Here is a 15,027-nt window from a genome sequence, read left to right as displayed (position 1 = left end):
AAAACAAGGCTAAAAAAGATGCAAATTCATGACGTCGATCTGCGCCTATTGCGCATATTTGTTGCAATTGTGGAGTGTGGCGGGCTCTCTGCTGCAGAATCTCGATTGAATATTGGCCGCTCAACCATTAGCTCACATTTATCTGATTTAGAAGTACGCCTTGGCATCAAACTATGTAAGCGCGGGCGCAGCGGTTTTGAACTCACCGAGCCTGGGCGTATTACCTATCAGGCAAGCCTTGAGTTATTACAGCAATGCGAAGCATTTGCCACCACAGTTGCTGGCTCTAAAAATGAGCTATCAGGCCGCGTAACGATTTCGGTAATTGATACCATGGTGAGCGATCCGCGCTGTGGCATAAGTGATGTTATTCGCGAGCTAAAGCAAAAAAGCGATAACATTCAATTTGATATCAATGTGTGTGAGGCGAGGGAAGTAGAAACTTCTGTTGTAAATGGTCGCTCGCTGGTGGGGCTTGGCGTAAGTCGCCATCATTTGCGTGGTTTAGATTACTTCCCACTGCATAACGAAACCAATTATCTATATTGCGCCAAAGGACATGCCCTTTTTGATTGTAAACCGAATGAGCGCAATAAGTTATTGAAACAAGCCGAGGTGATTACCTCAAACTATATGCGGGATAAAGAAGTACGTAATGATGGCCTTAATTATCAAAATAGTGCAACCGCCTATCATGATGAAGGTATCGCACATTTAATCTTATCAGGCGCTTTTATTGGCTATTTACCAGAGCACTATGCAAATTACTGGGTTGATAAAGGGGTATTCAAAGCAATTCACCCAGAGAAATACCACTACCAAATCCCCGTAATGTTAATCACTAAGAAAATGAGCTCAGTATCGCCGCTTGCCACAGCACTGGTTGAAGAGATTAAACGCTGCCATCGCTAGCGTTTAATCTTTGCGCTATGTTTTCGAAAAATACCACTAAAGCTGTTGCGAAAACTCATCGGCTCCTAGAATTCTTGCCTCTATCGCTTTGATGTGTTTTTTATCCGCACGTCGCCATGCTTGTGGAATAGCGTAAACCCCGTTTACATAATCAAGAAAACGTTCAATTAACCGTGTATTGGGTTGCCAACTGTTAATTTCTTTCAATTGTTCAACAAGTTGTTGCTGCGAATTTGCGGGCAGTACCATGCCGGGTAGAGCGTAACAGGCATTACCTAGCGTAATAAGCTTACCGCCTAGCTGCAATGTTTCTAATCCAACGGTTGAATTAATGGTAATTGTTGCCTCAGCCCGTTTTATCAATTCAGACGCTTTTACGCCATTGGCAAATATCGCTTTATCATGGGCTTTATGTAAATGCGTGAATTTTTTTGGCCAGTTAGGGTGCTCTTTAAATACCACTTTAAGGTTACTTTGTGGCAACGCATCAATCGCTTGCATTACTTGCCAAAACAGCTGCTCCATACTCTTTATCCAAGGTGAATGAACCACTACTTGGGTATCGTTTGGTACTTGAAATGGCACAAAAATATAATGCTCTGGAAGTGCTACTTCCGCGCTATCGCTAGTGCGATTTTTATGGTTTTTTGCTTGTTCTATCGCTGCGAGTGCAACCCCTGAAAGCTCCCGTTCTAAATAAAACTCTGGCAGCTTTGGCAAACTCGATAAATAGTTTACTCCCTTGGGATCTAAGCATGTGGTGTTAGGTACTAAGCCATTTTCAAAGAACATCACCGGAATATTTAAACACTCAGCGGCACATACCACAGTTTGATTTGGTAGCTTTTTACCGTTCCAAACAACCACTTTATCTGGCTGCTCTTCTTGAAATAAATCGATAAATTTTAAAAAGCGTAACGTTTCTACTGCTTTTAAATACCCACGAAATACCTGACAAACTAGCTTTGATGAAAATAACGCGGAATGACGCGCTTTTTTCCTTAATAAATGATGCGCTAGCATTTCATTACTATCAAAATTCGCCAAATGTTTTGTGTGTTTCAACGCCCCTAAACGCGGCCAACCAGTTACATGAAGTTGCGCGTCTAGGTTCAGCTTACCAACCAATTTTCGGTAATATTTAGCATGACTGCTATTTCGGGATACAAATAAAATACGCATAGACAATAAGAAATCTGACTTTTTAGCGCAGTGTATGAAAGAAGTGTGACGAAATGATTAAGCTACAAACGTATATAACGGAATTACAGTAACTGACACTAAACCTCGAAATTTAAATCACATGGATATACCAAAATACATATCGCATTGAATATCAAAAGTGTTTCACAGTAAAAAGGATGTATTTCGTAGTCACCTCTGTGTTACAAAAGGACTCAGAATAAGTAAGATAAACGATCTTTCAGATCAGAATTAAATAATTAAACAAATAAAAGGCTCTGTATGATCTATGCAATGTTTGGAATGGTTTTATTAACGTTTGCCGTTGGTATTGTGGCCGTTACCACTCGTATTAAAAGCGTTAAAAATGGCAGCGTGAAAATTAAATACTATCGCACAATGGAAGGCCAAGACGTGCCCGAAAAATTAACCACATCAACGCGTTGCTTTAACAACATGTTCGAAGTACCGGTATTATTTTATGTTGTCTCTACCTTATTTGTAAGCCTAGAAATTACGAATGGCTTAGCGCTCACCTTGGCGTGGAGTTTTGTTACTTTTAGAACTTTACAGGCCTTTGTACACCTTACCTATAATAATGTACTACATCGCATGTTAACGTTTTGGGGGGCTGTGATTTCAGTGTTGTCAATGTGGGTTATTTTGCTCATTCAAATAGCGTAACCCGCGCAAAGAAACAAGGAGTACTAATGCAAACTAATCTACAATTTCCAAATTTAGACACTGCACGATTAACACTAAACACACTGACAATCGAAGATAACGATGGGTTATTTTCGATTTTTTCAGATCAAGCTGTGGTTAAGTTTTATAATATTGAAGCGTTTACATCCAAGCAGCAATCTCTTGATTTAATAGATTTCTTTAATCAACGATTTAAACAGCAAGAGGGCATTCGTTGGGCTATTCGCCTCAAAGAAACTGGCGAGCTAATTGGCACATGTGGTTTTAATTCGTTTAATTCAAAAATGCACAATGCAGTGATTGGTTATGAATTTGCTAGTGATCATTGGGGCAAAGGGTATGCCACTGAAGCGTTAAACGCGATTATTGCACTAGTTTATTCAGACAACTCACCATTTGGTGAACTATATCGCATTCAGGCTGATACCATGCTGGGTAATGACGCGTCAGAATCAGTGCTTAAAAAGCTTGGCTTTAAACAAGAGGGGATCCGCCGCGCAAGTGGCTTTTGGAAAAACCAATATCACGATTTAACGTGCTTTGGTTTACTAAAACCCGAGTTTACGCCACGTTAAATAAGAGCGGCCAGAAAGCTAACTCGGGCCGCAATTATCATCAAAGATTAAGCGCTTTTATTAATCGCGATCATCCCAGTCATGATCATCAAATTTTTTACGCTTATTTTTATTATCAAATTTGGCTTTCGGCTTATCGCGCTTTGATTTTCGGCCAACTTTTGTTTTTTCTAAATAGCTATCTTGTTGCAAACTACGCTTCATCATATCCCTCAAATGAATAATGTTGTTCTGTACGTGAACTATTCGCACTGGCTCTGTGCGTCACGCTGTGCACAGCTTTGATGTATTTTCGCCAGAGCTTTACTTCATAGCTGTTAGAGGCAATATTAGACTGCATACAGGCCACAAATTCCGATTCAGCAGCAGATTCAGGATTTAAATTACCTGCGCTTAATCCATTTAATGTGTCACCGTATTCAACTAAAAAATTAGCCTCAGAAATAGTAAAAAAGCCAGAACGCTCAATGCCACCGGCAAAATGCTCATCGTCATAAAACTTTCGACGTCCAGCGCGGATCATGTTTGTCATAACAATATTCTCTTATATTTGGAGCTGTTATTCGGCGATAAAATTAGCCAACAAATATGAAAGATAAATGACACTTTTAAAAAACATTCAATACAGTAAATATGGCGTGAACGCGCATAGTTGGTCAAAATGACAAAGTTCGAATGGCAAAAATTACTAATAATTCGTTTGATTGTTTCCTTTATTTTATTAAATAAGAATAAAACCATATTATTCAATGAGTTAAATTTTGGCCTAGTGATTGCTATAAATTGCTATTAGTCACTCAACACGACAATGAATAATAAAAATAATTCATTAGAAGGGAACATCATGTATAAAACACTTTCAGCAATTGCTATGGCAACACTTCTTTCAGGTTGTATTGTGCATATCGGTGGAAACACCAATTCTGCAGATACTCACATCGAGCGTGAATTAGTGCTAAACGCAAGTCAATTATCTACACTTATCGCCGAAACTGGTGCTGGGTCACTTAAAATTATAGGCTCAGACAGTAGCGATAAAATTACAGTGAATGCCGACATTTATACCAGCGAAGATCTAAATTACGAACTTTCTTTAACTCAATCTGGTGATACTGCAAAACTCGTTGCAATACACGATATTCAAGATGGTTTACGTATTCACATCAACCAAGGGCATAGCATCGACCTTGTCATTACCATGCCAAGCAAGCTAGCACTCGAACTCGATGATAGCTCTGGCGATATTACAATCAACGGCTTAAGTAACACCATTAAGGTAGACGATAGCTCGGGTGACTTAACCATTGATGGCGGTAAATCAGTATACGTCGACGACAGCTCTGGCTCACTTTACATAAGCAATATTCAAGGTGACGTTGAAATTGACGATGGCTCGGGTGATATCCAGGTTGAAAACACCAAAGGTGCAGTCACCATTGAAGATGGTTCAGGTGATTTACTTGTTAGAAATGTTACGGGCACAGTTAAAGTAGATGATGGCTCCGGCGATATTACCGTAAACGGTGCGGGTGGATTGATTGTTGAAGACGACGGTTCGGGCGATTTAAATATCGATAATGTAAAAGGTGAAGTTAAAATCGATTAAACGGGTTCCACTAACTAGCAGGTGAAGTATAAAACCCCTTTATACTATTTCATGCCTGTTGTGCTGTTAGGTTTGCTCCATTTTATCGTTCAAACCTAACAGTCAAGTTATTATAAATATACTAAAGCAAGCGTTTCGCGCACTAGAACAATCCCAAAACGAGTAAGGTTTGATATTAAACCAACACAGTTACATAGTTTGCATTTTTATTGTGTACGTTGTTTTCGTTTCTCTTTTAAAAGTAAAGCCACGCCTGCGCCATAGAATACGGTGAAAAAACAGAAGCCAAAACTCAACATAACATACCTAAAAATATCACTTTCAGCGGCATAACCACTTAAAATCCATGATAAAGAAAAAGGTAACACCACAATAGACACACCTCCACCACGAGCGGCCTTTTCAAACAGCGATTGTAGAGGTGAACAAAAATAAATAAGTACTGGTAAAGCTGTTAAGCCTATCATTACAAGTTCAAATTCTGTAAAGCTATCCATAATTCACAACTCCTTTAGTGAAATAAATATCTATCAAATGATAAGGTGTTTGTAGTCAAAACCGATGAAAATCACTTTTAAAAAAAGCAAGTGTATAACTAGCTAATATGCAAGATATAATCATAATATCTCGATTTTACAATACATTAGGTAGTGATTAATCCTATTTTCAAGTCTTTTACTCGTAAACTTTGCCTTTATGTTTAAGCCATCCATGAGCATGTTTATTTCGCGGATCTTTGTGTGTCCAGTGCATCACGCCACCTTTTTTAGTCCACTCATATTCACCGTAAAACTCTACCTTATCACCCACTTTTAAGTTCGAAATGCGCGGCGCTAAATCAATATTATGTGCAACGAGTAGGGTTTTTAGAGCGTGGTAACGTTTACAGTCTGTTTCTGCAGCAGTTTGTTTGACATTTAGACAAGGCAGAGCGATTGTGGTGTAGTTATTCTACATAAATGAGCGATAACGCAGCATAAATGCCAAACACGCGCAGCCTGTAAGGTTCAACCCAAACCATTATGCTCTTTGTTGTCACTTTTTGACTTAGCCCACTAGGCCTACTAAGCGACGCCGCGATCAAAACGGTTTGGATTTGAACAGAATTTAGACCGTAAATGTCACCACGCTCTAGCTAAACGCAAAATAAATTTTTGGTGTCTTGAGCCATTATTATCATCAGACAAAACACGTAACACTGTGCCTGAACCTTTAACTTGTATATCACTTTGCTGATTTTTATAAGCGTTACTGAGCTGACGATCATTTGCGTGTAGGTTGATAGCGGTTAAGAAAAAACCAACTAATAAAAGGGCAGTGAAGTGTTTCATTTTCAATCCTTTGAGTTACTACTAGAAAGAGTGATTATAAAATTAATGTGCTTCTTGACAAAGCCTGTTTATTGGCCTTAGCGTTTCAAAAATCCAGAAATTACATTTAAAGTTTAACTTTCAACAAGGTTATTTACTGAAAATGACACATTATTGGTGGTTTTGGCAAACCATTTAAAACTGTAAAGGGGATTTACACTTCCCCTTAGTACTTTTATAACTTACTCACTTTGCTCAAAATTTAATTCAAGTTCGGCCTTCTCAATGAGTTCTTTTGGCAGTTCTTTTTGTACAGCTACGCCGAGCTCTTTAAATTCAGCGGCTTGCTTAATTAAGTTGCCTTTGCCAGAGTAAAGCTGTGCAAATGCACGATCGTAACCTTCTTTTGCTTTATCAAGAGTTTTACCAACGCCTTGCATACTGGTTAAAAAGCCATTTAACTTAGTATAAAAACGTTCTGCACGCTGCGCCAGTTCAGCGCTATGCTTACTTTGCTCTTCAAAACGCCACAATTGGCGCACAATATTCATGCTTGTTAAGAGGGTCGTTGGCGTAGCCACTAAAATATTCTTTTCGATAGCACGTTGATAAAGGTCAGGTTGGTATTTCAATGCTTCAACATAGGCCGATTCAATTGGCATAAATAAAATCACCACTTCAGGTGAATTTAAGCCTGGTAGTTTGTCATATCCTTTACTTGCAAGTTCCTCGATGCGTGCATTTACGGCCATTACATGTTGTTTTAATGCTTGCTCTGCAACCAGTTCATTGTCTGCATTTACATATTGAGTGTAGGCATTCAACGACGTTTTAGCATCAATGACCAAATGACGCTTTTGTGGTAAAAATACCACCACATCAGGTCGGTAATTTCCTTCCAACGCTTTAACATGAAATTCGCGTTGGTAGTCGTCACCAACGCGAAGTCCGGCACTTTCTAGTACATTCTCTAGCATTAATTCGCCCCAATTTCCTTGGGTTTTCTTTTGTCCTTGTAATGCAGTTGTAAGTTGCTCAGCCTGAGAAGTAATGGCTTGATTCAATTTTTGCAAATGCACGAGTTCTGTTTTTAGTTCTGAGCGCTGTTTTAATTCTTCGCTATGAATGGTTTCAACTTTTTGTTTAAAGCCTCTGAGCTCTTCTTGCATTGGCTTTAGTAAATTAGACACGCTCTCTTGGTTTAACGATTTAAACGCTTGTCCTTTTTCTTCAAATATTTGATTAGCAAGCAATGAAAATTCTTTTTTAAGTTCAGTTTTAGCATCTTGTAAGCTCGCTAATTGCTGCTGGTAGCTGTGTTCACGCTCAGCCAGGCGTGTTTGCAATGCACTGTACTTAATACGCAGTTGATTGGTGCGTTCTTGCTCTTGTTGCCAGTTGGTAAAATTTTGATCTGAGGTTTTTGCAAGGTCCGCCAGTTTTTCTTCTAATCCTGCTTTTTCTTGTAAATACTGGGCTTGTAGCAATGCAGTTTTGTTTTTAGAACGACCCACAGTCACCAAAATAGTCACTAAAAACACCACAAAAAGACATAAAAACGCTGTGATCACTATTTCAGGTTGGTTTAACAAGGCTTGCATAAGCGATTCCTATTTGAAAAGACGTGATTAGTATACCTTTTTTGCCATTTATGCCGCACACAAATCAATTATTTACATCACTACCTGTAAAACTTTTTTACACCCACATTGCCATTGAGTAAGTAAAAAAGTGGTTTATTGGCTAGTAAAAAAGTGATCTGTAAACATCTTTTACAGGTCAAAAATCGGTCTATTTATTTTTAAATAAAAGTTGGCTTTAATAACCTTAAGCAAACGAATTGAATTATAAAAAGGCTTTATTATGAATACATTAGATAATTTTTTAAGCGCACAAAACTGCTATAAAAAACTCTTAAAAGTAGAGCAGCAATTAATAAAAAGCGCAGTAAAAGAGTACCAAATTTCAGAGTTAGTAAAACAATGTTCCGAAGCGAGAACAGCCCGAAATCAGCAGCTTTTAGCCTTATTGCAGAGTAACGCTCTGGGTGCGGTTACTTTTGTTGGTATATTAATGATCCCTTATTTAACCCTTATGGCTTTTTAAGATGCGTTTAGAATTAACTAATGTATGGTGCAAGCAGTTTTCGACATTCAGGATCGATCACGATTTGCTGTTGCTCAGCGGCCGCTTGGTAAATATCCAGTCGTAAATGTTGGAGCAAATACTTTAACAAAGCGGCGCGAGTTTTAAGTTCTAATTTTTGCTCTGTCATTTGGTAATCGTGTGCAATCACCTTTTTTTGCAACTCAGTTAAACGGTGATCCGGACACACCACGAGCGTAACTTCAGTTTGCCACAGCGTATCATGCGCTTCATCAAACGTGGCTTCTCCCTCAAATGCGAATTCCCCCGAAAAACGGGACAACACAAAATCGCGATAGTCTTGGTTTTTCTCGCAAAATGCACGAACATGATAACGTGTACCGTCAAATACTAAGCTGTGGGGCTGAATAATTCGGTCTTCAAATTCAGGGCTCGAAAGTGAAATGTAGCCGATATCTAAACGTAATTGATAACGGATTGCTTGCAGGATAGGCCTGACTAATTGCGGGCTAATATTGCGGTGTACCTGCGGTAATGTTTCAACAAGCGATGTCACTGCATGCTCGCCTTGATTATTAAAAAGCGCGTGATAGCTTGAGAATTCTAAATCAATAAATTGCGGCGTAAAATCGGCATTGGCAATGTGTGCACGTTGCTGACTCACAAACTCAAATCCAGTTGGATTAAGCTGCTTGTATTCTGAAATGTATTTTTGTGCCGTGGGGCGGCTCGTTTCAAAGTAATCCATAAGTTGGCGAGCATTTAGCTTACCTTCCCATAATAAAAGCGCTTCAATTACTTGATAGCGTTTTATATCTTCCCAGCGCATTGTGTATGCCTTTGATGACGCAATTTTTATTATTTGAAACTATTTTGACCAAATAAAATGAAAAAAGCCAGCCACATTGTTTAATGGGGCTGGCCAAAAATTACTAACTTAGTAATCAACGGGAAATCATTTAATCCAGGGATGGATTGAGACAACAACAGCAAAGTCAATATGTCATCTGTAGTAATAGACTTACCGTTTTTCGTTAAGTTCAAATTTATTTAAAAAAATTACGATCCAATTAATTGCAGTAGATCTTGTTCACTAAAATCAGAAAAACCGTGGCTATTGCTATCGAAAAAGCGCTCGGCTAATGCGGCTTTTTCTTGCTGCATACGCTGTACTTTTTCTTCAATACTGTTTTGGCAAATCAGTTTATAAACAAAAACAGGTTTATCTTGGCCAATACGGTAAGCGCGATCGGTTGCTTGGCGCTCAACCGCTGGATTCCACCAAGGGTCGTAGTGAATAACGGTATCAGCCGCGGTTAAATTAAGCCCTGTACCACCGGCTTTTAAGCTAATTAAAAACACGCTGACATCACCTTGCTGAAACTTATCAATGGCTTTTTGACGGTGGCGAGTTTGGCCTGTTAGTAGGCTGTAATCAATTCCAATTTCGCTAAGCTTTTGCTCGATAAGCGACAGCATGCTGGTGAATTGGCTGAAAATAATGACTTTTCGCCCCTCTTTTAACATTTCAGGCAGTGTATTAGCTAAATAGTTTAATTTAGCGCTGTTAATTGCTTCGTCTGGATCGGTAGACTTACTGATTAATCGCGGATCGCAGCATATTTGCCTAAGTTTTAATAACGACTCTAAAAACAGTAACTTACTAGCTTGTTGCTCACCGGCTTCAAAGATCGATTTAACTTTTGATTCAATTTGCTCACTGACTTTTTGATACAGGGATTTTTGGCTATCGCAAAGCTCAATCACTTTTACCATTTCCGACTTAGCTGGAAGTTCTTTAGCAACTTCCGCTTTCGTTCGGCGCAGTACATATCCGGCAATAATGTCGTTTAATTGCTCGGCCCGATATGCATTATTTTCTTTCTCGATGGGTTGTTGAAAATGGTTTTTAAAATATGCGGTGCTGCCAAGTAATCCCGGCATAGCAAAGTCAAATAACGATTTAAGTTCAGATAAATTGTTTTCTACCGGCGTGCCGCTTAAGCACAAGTGAAAATCACCTTTCAATGACTTAGCAAAGCGCGATACTTTTGATTGGTAATTTTTAATGGTTTGCGCTTCATCCAAAATAATATTGCCAAAGTGCATCTGTAAATAGTGTTCATGATCGCGCAATAACAATGGGAAGCTGGTGATGACCACATCGGCCGTTGCCGCTTTAGCTAACAGCTTTTTACGATTCGCGCCTTGAACGGCAACCAGCTTTAAATCAGGTGTAAACTTTTCAGCTTCAAGCAGCCAGTTGTTTACCAAACTAGTTGGGCAAATAATTAAACTAGGCAAAGTACTGCGTTTTGCTTCTTTTTGGCTGAGTAAAAAGCTAAGTACCTGAATCGTCTTACCTAAGCCCATATCATCAGCCAAAATGCCACCTAGACCGTGTTTCTCTAAAAACTGTAGCCAAGCCAGACCTTTTAACTGATAGTCGCGTAGCGTGGCGTTTAGGCCGTTTGGTAAGCTTGCCGTAAGACTGCTCTCACTGTGCTCTAGATAAAACAATTCAGATAGTTGCTTATCTTCGATGATAAACATTGCACTATCGCACACACGCAGCAACGTAAGCGCCGACAATGGCAAGGTAAAACGCTTAGGCCAGCGTTTTTCACCATAATACTGATCAATCACCTGTTTTAGATTTAGCGCATCGCTGCGGCTTACCACAAGCCAACGGTCTTGGTGATAATTTATGTAATAACCTTTGTTCGCTTTGTTATTGATTAACGCTGCTTTTTCTCGCAACAAATTAAAATCAAGTACTAGCTGATCAACCGAGAAATTAACATCAAGTTGCAGTTTGTTATTTGCAACACGCGATAAATTGGCAACTAACTTTGCCTCTGACGGCATGTGTAACTTTTTAGTCGGCTCGCTTACTTTCCACAAATGACTCTTTAGTTCATCGCATACTTCATTGATAAACCAGTGCCATTGCACTTGGTTTTCATTGGCCGGTGGAAAACGAAAGTATCGCGTATTAGCTTCGCTAGAAACAAGCTCTAAGCCATAGTTGTTAAGCTGATTAATACACGTGTTTTCAAACGCGCCATTGTGCACGGCAGTTTTGTAATTAAAACTAAGCGCCAGTGTTGGCAGTTCGTCCACTAATTCAAAACGTAAGCAAGGCTGTGGGGTGGTTGATTGGCTGTCGCTATCAACCAAATACGGCACAAAGCCAAAACCGTACAAACCGTTAAGTTTATCCTGCGCTTGGGCATAACTGTTTTTTTCAACCGCAGGCATGGTCAGTAATAAGCTCATTTCGTCACTGGCAAGACTGGTATCTATTTCACCAACTTGTTTTGTCTCTAAATCAACAAAATAGGGTGGTGTGGTCGGCACTAATACCCAATTTTGGTGAGTATTAATGCTTAATTTAAGTTCCGCCCCCAAATCGTTTTCTTGCCAATCTATAGCCAGTGGCTCTTTATGAATTAAGCTAAGCGGAGTGCGCTCATCGCCCCAATAACAGCGCTTAGTTTCAACGAGTTTTGCCAGTGCCAACGCGCCCCATTCACCATGTAGCGTCAGTTTACCTAACGTATTTTGCGATCGGATCCAACTAAATAGTCGAAAGTCTTTTTCATCGAGATCTTTTGGTGTGACCTGCGAGCTCAGTTGTTTGGCCGTAAGTGCGCGACCTAGTCCGTACTGATTTTCGCTACGCGGGGCGATTTTAGGCAATAACACGATGTCGTCGCCATTTTTCTCTAAACTAAATAACAACACATTAGGCGCGTGCTTTTCAGATTTAGATTTCAGCGACTCTAACCGCGTAAACCAATCATGCAGTAAGTAGTTCTTGCCAAATTCACCCGAGTGCTCAGTTTTTAATGATAAGAACACTGCCGCAATATGTTCGCATTTTTGCCCTAAACGACACGAACACGATGTGGTTACTTTAGGTTGGCCATTAAGTTGTTTGATGGTTGCTTGTGGGTAGAAAGTTTCGCCTTCTTGGTTAGCTACTTCACCATTGATTGATTTAAAGCCTTCGGTGGCTTCACGCCATAAGACAAGGTCATGACTAAGGTAATCTTTCGCTTTATTGAACACAGCAGGCTTAAAAAAACGTTTTAAGAATGACTCAGTTAGTGGAAAACTGGCCAGCTCCTCGTTTTTTATTTCATCAAATAAGGCGAGTAAATCGTTTTTTGACAAGCGCTGTGACATATCGGGGCTATAAAAAATCAATAATTCTGCCAGTATATGGTTATTTAGCTTGCGGGCAAAGCGAATTCTGGCGATTTATGACGAATTTATGATATCGATTAGCGAATGGTTAAAAATTGACATTAAAAAGCGCGCTTACAGGGCTGTAAACACGCTTTTAGTGTAAGTGACTACTCGTTATTGCGAGTCGTACTTGGTTAACGTTAGCAACTAACCTAGTTAAAGTTAGCAAGTAGCTTAGTTAATTGCTCTAAACGTTTGTCGGTCAGTACGCGATTATCAATTTTAATCACAACATCACCGCTCTTTTCGTGTTTTTGCGCGCTAATGTAGCTATTGCCCATATCGATATTTTGACGAGCGCTTGATTTAACTGGCTCTGCGTACGTTAATTCACGAGTAATTGCTAGAGCTGTTTTATCATCAGTATCAAGCGCTAGCTCAGCTAAACGCTGTTTAACGTCAGCCACTTTTTCTGCAAATTGTTGCGGGTCTTTTTCGCGGGCATCAATTAACTTTTTAGCGACTTCGCGGCCTACATGGTTTGCAGTAGGGTAAAGCGATAATACTTCTTGTGGCAGTTTTTCATAGGCTTTCAATGCATCAGCTATCGCTGTGTGCGAAACACCTTCAATTTCAGCCAGTTCACGGTAAGAGCCTTTACGCCCTTCAGCAATTAAATCATGTTTTGTTTGTGCGTAAGCTTGGCCTAGTTCCCATAAACTTGGCGCAATGTACTGATCAGATGACACCGCTAAAATTTTTGCATCTTCATCTGTAAAATCTGGCGAGCTGAGTACCAGATAATCACTGCCAGAGATCATACACGCTTTACGACGACGCGATCCTGCCAGTACCACTTCTTGTTCACCTTGTTGCCAACAAAGGGCAGGGTGTTGGTTGCGGCCATCGCTTTTGATGCTTGTAATAATATCAGCGACTGACTTTTCGTTCAGTAACGCTTGTACACGGCGGTTTTTACCATAAACGTCTGTACTTTTTGCAATATCTGCATTTTTGATCAGTTTGCAGTACAGTTTAATTTCACGGTTAGGATCCGATGGTGCAGGCATAGTGATTTGATCACCGGCTTGTGCGTTTTCTAATAAAGCGTCTAAACTGCTCGACTCCACTGTTGTTGCAAATGGATCGATGCGAGTATCATTCTTACGTTTCTTTGCCATTGTAAAACCTAAATTAAGCTGTTTCTAACTGACATTGTGTTGACGACCAGTTTGAACGGATCAACATTTCTAGTTCATCAACCACATCTTTGATGTTTTCTTGTGATTTTATTAAAGACTCGCGACTGGCGAGACTGTCAGATGTTTTTTGATCGAAAATTGTATTGAAAGACGAGGAACTTGCGGTAATTGCAGAGCTATGATTAATCGGATAACTCATCACCTGACGGCCAAACGCACTGCGCACATCTTTAACAATATCGCGCTGTGAGTGATTGCCTTTGACATAGTTAGTTACCAAGAACTGCATAAAGTCCCAACCATTGTGACCCAATGCCGCAACCGTATGATAAATTTCGCCTAAACGCTTTAAGTACTTGTTGTTAGCGTCAAAATCGACCGCTTCTGGGTGAACCGGTATTAACATTGATGTTGATGCCATTAATGCGTTGTAAAACATAAAATTAAGTGATGGTGCTGTGTCGATCAGAATAATATCGAATTGATCTTCAACGGGTTTAATCACTTTATCGAGCAACTTATGGTAATGCTGTGATTCTTCATACCCTTTGCCTTCTTTTAGCTCTGTTGCAGTTTCGTGCTCAAAGTAGAAGTCGTCCATACCTGACGGTAAAAAGCGAATATTGGGGATATGCGTTGGCGCAAATGCACTTGATACTACATCAGCCCATGTCTCACCGTCTTCAAGATCAATACAATCACGCATCAGATCGCCAACGGTAATTGGCTCAGGCTCTGCTGGTGGAAAGAAGCTTGTAGAGGATCCTTGTGGGTCAAGATCAATAATACCTATGCGGTAGCGTTTAATATTTGTTGTTGCTAATGCAGCAGCAATATTAACGAGACTTGTGGTTTTACCACAGCCACCTTTTAAGGAGTTAACAACAATAACCTGTAATTTATCACCTTCAGCGCGATTATCTGCAGGAATACCTAAGATATCGGCCATTTGATAAATATTACTTAGTGTATAAGCATAATGACCATTTGCCCCTTTCTTAATATCAAGGTGGTCAAAATCGCCTTGGTCATGACGACGTTTAAGCGTGCGGTTGTTACATCCTAATAAGTCCGCAGCTGCTTTTTGCGTATACGTTCTTAATTCTTTGTCATCTGTCTTAATATGAGCGCGATAATGTTGAATACGCCCTTCAAGAGATTCCTCAGCTACTTTTGCAGTGGCCTTTAATAGCTTATAGGTACTTAACGCATTTTGAGTGATTGTCATAGCTAAA

Annotated in this window: 15 protein-coding genes and 1 pseudogene; 5 read left to right on the top strand and 11 right to left on the bottom strand. The window is 39.7% G+C overall.

Annotation, left to right across the window (positions count from 1 at the left end):
* Nucleotides 1–18 precede the first annotated feature (18 nt).
* Nucleotides 19–912 (top strand): LysR family transcriptional regulator, encoded by an 894-nt coding sequence (locus AC2IOM_RS18920; protein ID WP_486359756.1) that lies wholly within the window; start codon nt 19–21, stop codon nt 910–912.
* Between the two features lie 36 nt (nt 913–948).
* On the opposite strand, the gene AC2IOM_RS18915 is transcribed toward AC2IOM_RS18920, so the two are convergent.
* Nucleotides 949–2,094, bottom strand: coding sequence for a capsular polysaccharide export protein, LipB/KpsS family (locus AC2IOM_RS18915; RefSeq protein ID WP_486359755.1), 1,146 nt, complete (start codon nt 2,092–2,094; stop codon nt 949–951).
* 282 nt (nt 2,095–2,376) lie between these two features.
* Here AC2IOM_RS18915 and AC2IOM_RS18910 point away from each other — a divergent pair, with 282 nt between their 5' ends.
* Together AC2IOM_RS18910 and AC2IOM_RS18905 are read left to right on the top strand one after the other, a co-directional pair.
* Nucleotides 2,377–2,778, top strand: coding sequence for an MAPEG family protein (locus tag AC2IOM_RS18910; RefSeq protein WP_486359754.1), 402 nt, complete (start codon nt 2,377–2,379; stop codon nt 2,776–2,778).
* A 26-nt stretch (nt 2,779–2,804) separates the two neighbouring features.
* Entirely contained in the window at nt 2,805–3,374 is a 570-nt protein-coding gene (locus AC2IOM_RS18905; protein WP_486359753.1) for a GNAT family N-acetyltransferase, read from the top strand.
* Nucleotides 3,375–3,434: 60 nt separating this feature from the next.
* Here AC2IOM_RS18905 and AC2IOM_RS18900 read toward each other — a convergent pair whose 3' ends face one another.
* The gene (locus tag AC2IOM_RS18900; protein WP_171043630.1) at nt 3,435–3,581 is read right to left on the bottom strand and encodes a hypothetical protein; all 147 of its coding nucleotides are present in this window, start codon (nt 3,579–3,581) and stop codon (nt 3,435–3,437) included.
* Nucleotides 3,568–3,906 (bottom strand): DUF413 domain-containing protein, encoded by a 339-nt coding sequence (gene maoP, locus AC2IOM_RS18895; RefSeq protein WP_336436383.1) that lies wholly within the window; start codon nt 3,904–3,906, stop codon nt 3,568–3,570. Before maoP ends, AC2IOM_RS18900 begins: the two co-directional genes overlap by 14 nt.
* A gap of 312 nt (nt 3,907–4,218) precedes the next feature.
* Here maoP and AC2IOM_RS18890 point away from each other — a divergent pair, with 312 nt between their 5' ends.
* Nucleotides 4,219–4,980, top strand: a complete 762-nt coding sequence (locus tag AC2IOM_RS18890; RefSeq protein ID WP_486359752.1) for a DUF4097 family beta strand repeat-containing protein — start codon at nt 4,219–4,221, stop codon at nt 4,978–4,980.
* A gap of 206 nt (nt 4,981–5,186) precedes the next feature.
* Here AC2IOM_RS18890 and AC2IOM_RS18885 read toward each other — a convergent pair whose 3' ends face one another.
* The 4 genes and pseudogenes from AC2IOM_RS18885 to AC2IOM_RS18870 form a co-directional block, all read right to left on the bottom strand.
* Nucleotides 5,187–5,477 carry a hypothetical protein gene (locus tag AC2IOM_RS18885; protein WP_486359751.1) on the bottom strand — a complete coding sequence of 97 codons (291 nt, stop codon included), beginning with the start codon at nt 5,475–5,477 and terminating at the stop codon, nt 5,187–5,189.
* A 178-nt stretch (nt 5,478–5,655) separates the two neighbouring features.
* Nucleotides 5,656–5,847: pseudogene (locus tag AC2IOM_RS18880) on the bottom strand (DUF3465 domain-containing protein); the annotation flags it as partial.
* A gap of 254 nt (nt 5,848–6,101) precedes the next feature.
* Nucleotides 6,102–6,311 carry a DUF3465 domain-containing protein gene (locus AC2IOM_RS18875; RefSeq protein ID WP_486359750.1) on the bottom strand — a complete coding sequence of 70 codons (210 nt, stop codon included), beginning with the start codon at nt 6,309–6,311 and terminating at the stop codon, nt 6,102–6,104.
* 221 nt (nt 6,312–6,532) lie between these two features.
* The gene (locus AC2IOM_RS18870) at nt 6,533–7,891 is read right to left on the bottom strand and encodes a DNA recombination protein RmuC (RefSeq protein WP_486359749.1); all 1,359 of its coding nucleotides are present in this window, start codon (nt 7,889–7,891) and stop codon (nt 6,533–6,535) included.
* A gap of 262 nt (nt 7,892–8,153) precedes the next feature.
* Here AC2IOM_RS18870 and AC2IOM_RS18865 point away from each other — a divergent pair, with 262 nt between their 5' ends.
* Entirely contained in the window at nt 8,154–8,396 is a 243-nt protein-coding gene (locus AC2IOM_RS18865) for a hypothetical protein (RefSeq protein ID WP_486359748.1), read from the top strand.
* Nucleotides 8,397–8,409: 13 nt separating this feature from the next.
* Here the strand turns inward: AC2IOM_RS18865 and AC2IOM_RS18860 are convergent, their stop codons facing one another.
* The 4 genes from AC2IOM_RS18860 to AC2IOM_RS18845 all read right to left on the bottom strand — a co-directional run bounded on the left by AC2IOM_RS18860 (nt 8,410) and on the right by AC2IOM_RS18845 (nt 15,020).
* Nucleotides 8,410–9,225, bottom strand: a complete 816-nt coding sequence (locus AC2IOM_RS18860) for a BrxR family transcriptional regulator (protein ID WP_486359747.1) — start codon at nt 9,223–9,225, stop codon at nt 8,410–8,412.
* A gap of 230 nt (nt 9,226–9,455) precedes the next feature.
* The gene (locus AC2IOM_RS18855; RefSeq protein ID WP_486359746.1) at nt 9,456–12,608 is read right to left on the bottom strand and encodes a DEAD/DEAH box helicase; all 3,153 of its coding nucleotides are present in this window, start codon (nt 12,606–12,608) and stop codon (nt 9,456–9,458) included.
* A gap of 194 nt (nt 12,609–12,802) precedes the next feature.
* On the bottom strand, nt 12,803–13,771 hold the full coding sequence (locus AC2IOM_RS18850; protein WP_010558443.1) for a ParB N-terminal domain-containing protein: 969 nt from the start codon (nt 13,769–13,771) through the stop codon (nt 12,803–12,805).
* 13 nt (nt 13,772–13,784) lie between these two features.
* The gene (locus AC2IOM_RS18845) at nt 13,785–15,020 is read right to left on the bottom strand and encodes an AAA family ATPase (RefSeq protein ID WP_486359745.1); all 1,236 of its coding nucleotides are present in this window, start codon (nt 15,018–15,020) and stop codon (nt 13,785–13,787) included.
* Nucleotides 15,021–15,027: the final 7 nt, after the last annotated feature.

This window comes from Pseudoalteromonas sp. NS-SX12, from assembly GCF_057367955.1.
Note: the sequence above shows the minus strand (reverse complement) of the source record. Positions and strands in the feature narration are given on the sequence as shown.

Coding starts and splice junctions, on each gene's coding strand:
- AC2IOM_RS18885 (WP_486359751.1), bottom strand. CDS start 5,477: ATGGATAGCTTTACAGAATTTGAACTTGTAATGATAGGCTTAACAGCT.
- AC2IOM_RS18905 (WP_486359753.1), top strand. CDS start 2,805: ATGCAAACTAATCTACAATTTCCAAATTTAGACACTGCACGATTAACA.
- AC2IOM_RS18875 (WP_486359750.1), bottom strand. CDS start 6,311: ATGAAACACTTCACTGCCCTTTTATTAGTTGGTTTTTTCTTAACCGCT.
- AC2IOM_RS18890 (WP_486359752.1), top strand. CDS start 4,219: ATGTATAAAACACTTTCAGCAATTGCTATGGCAACACTTCTTTCAGGT.
- AC2IOM_RS18910 (WP_486359754.1), top strand. CDS start 2,377: ATGATCTATGCAATGTTTGGAATGGTTTTATTAACGTTTGCCGTTGGT.
- AC2IOM_RS18850 (WP_010558443.1), bottom strand. CDS start 13,771: ATGGCAAAGAAACGTAAGAATGATACTCGCATCGATCCATTTGCAACA.
- AC2IOM_RS18845 (WP_486359745.1), bottom strand. CDS start 15,020: ATGACAATCACTCAAAATGCGTTAAGTACCTATAAGCTATTAAAGGCC.
- AC2IOM_RS18860 (WP_486359747.1), bottom strand. CDS start 9,225: ATGCGCTGGGAAGATATAAAACGCTATCAAGTAATTGAAGCGCTTTTA.
- maoP (WP_336436383.1), bottom strand. CDS start 3,906: ATGACAAACATGATCCGCGCTGGACGTCGAAAGTTTTATGACGATGAG.
- AC2IOM_RS18915 (WP_486359755.1), bottom strand. CDS start 2,094: ATGCGTATTTTATTTGTATCCCGAAATAGCAGTCATGCTAAATATTAC.
- AC2IOM_RS18920 (WP_486359756.1), top strand. CDS start 19: ATGCAAATTCATGACGTCGATCTGCGCCTATTGCGCATATTTGTTGCA.
- AC2IOM_RS18870 (WP_486359749.1), bottom strand. CDS start 7,891: ATGCAAGCCTTGTTAAACCAACCTGAAATAGTGATCACAGCGTTTTTA.
- AC2IOM_RS18900 (WP_171043630.1), bottom strand. CDS start 3,581: ATGATGAAGCGTAGTTTGCAACAAGATAGCTATTTAGAAAAAACAAAA.
- AC2IOM_RS18865 (WP_486359748.1), top strand. CDS start 8,154: ATGAATACATTAGATAATTTTTTAAGCGCACAAAACTGCTATAAAAAA.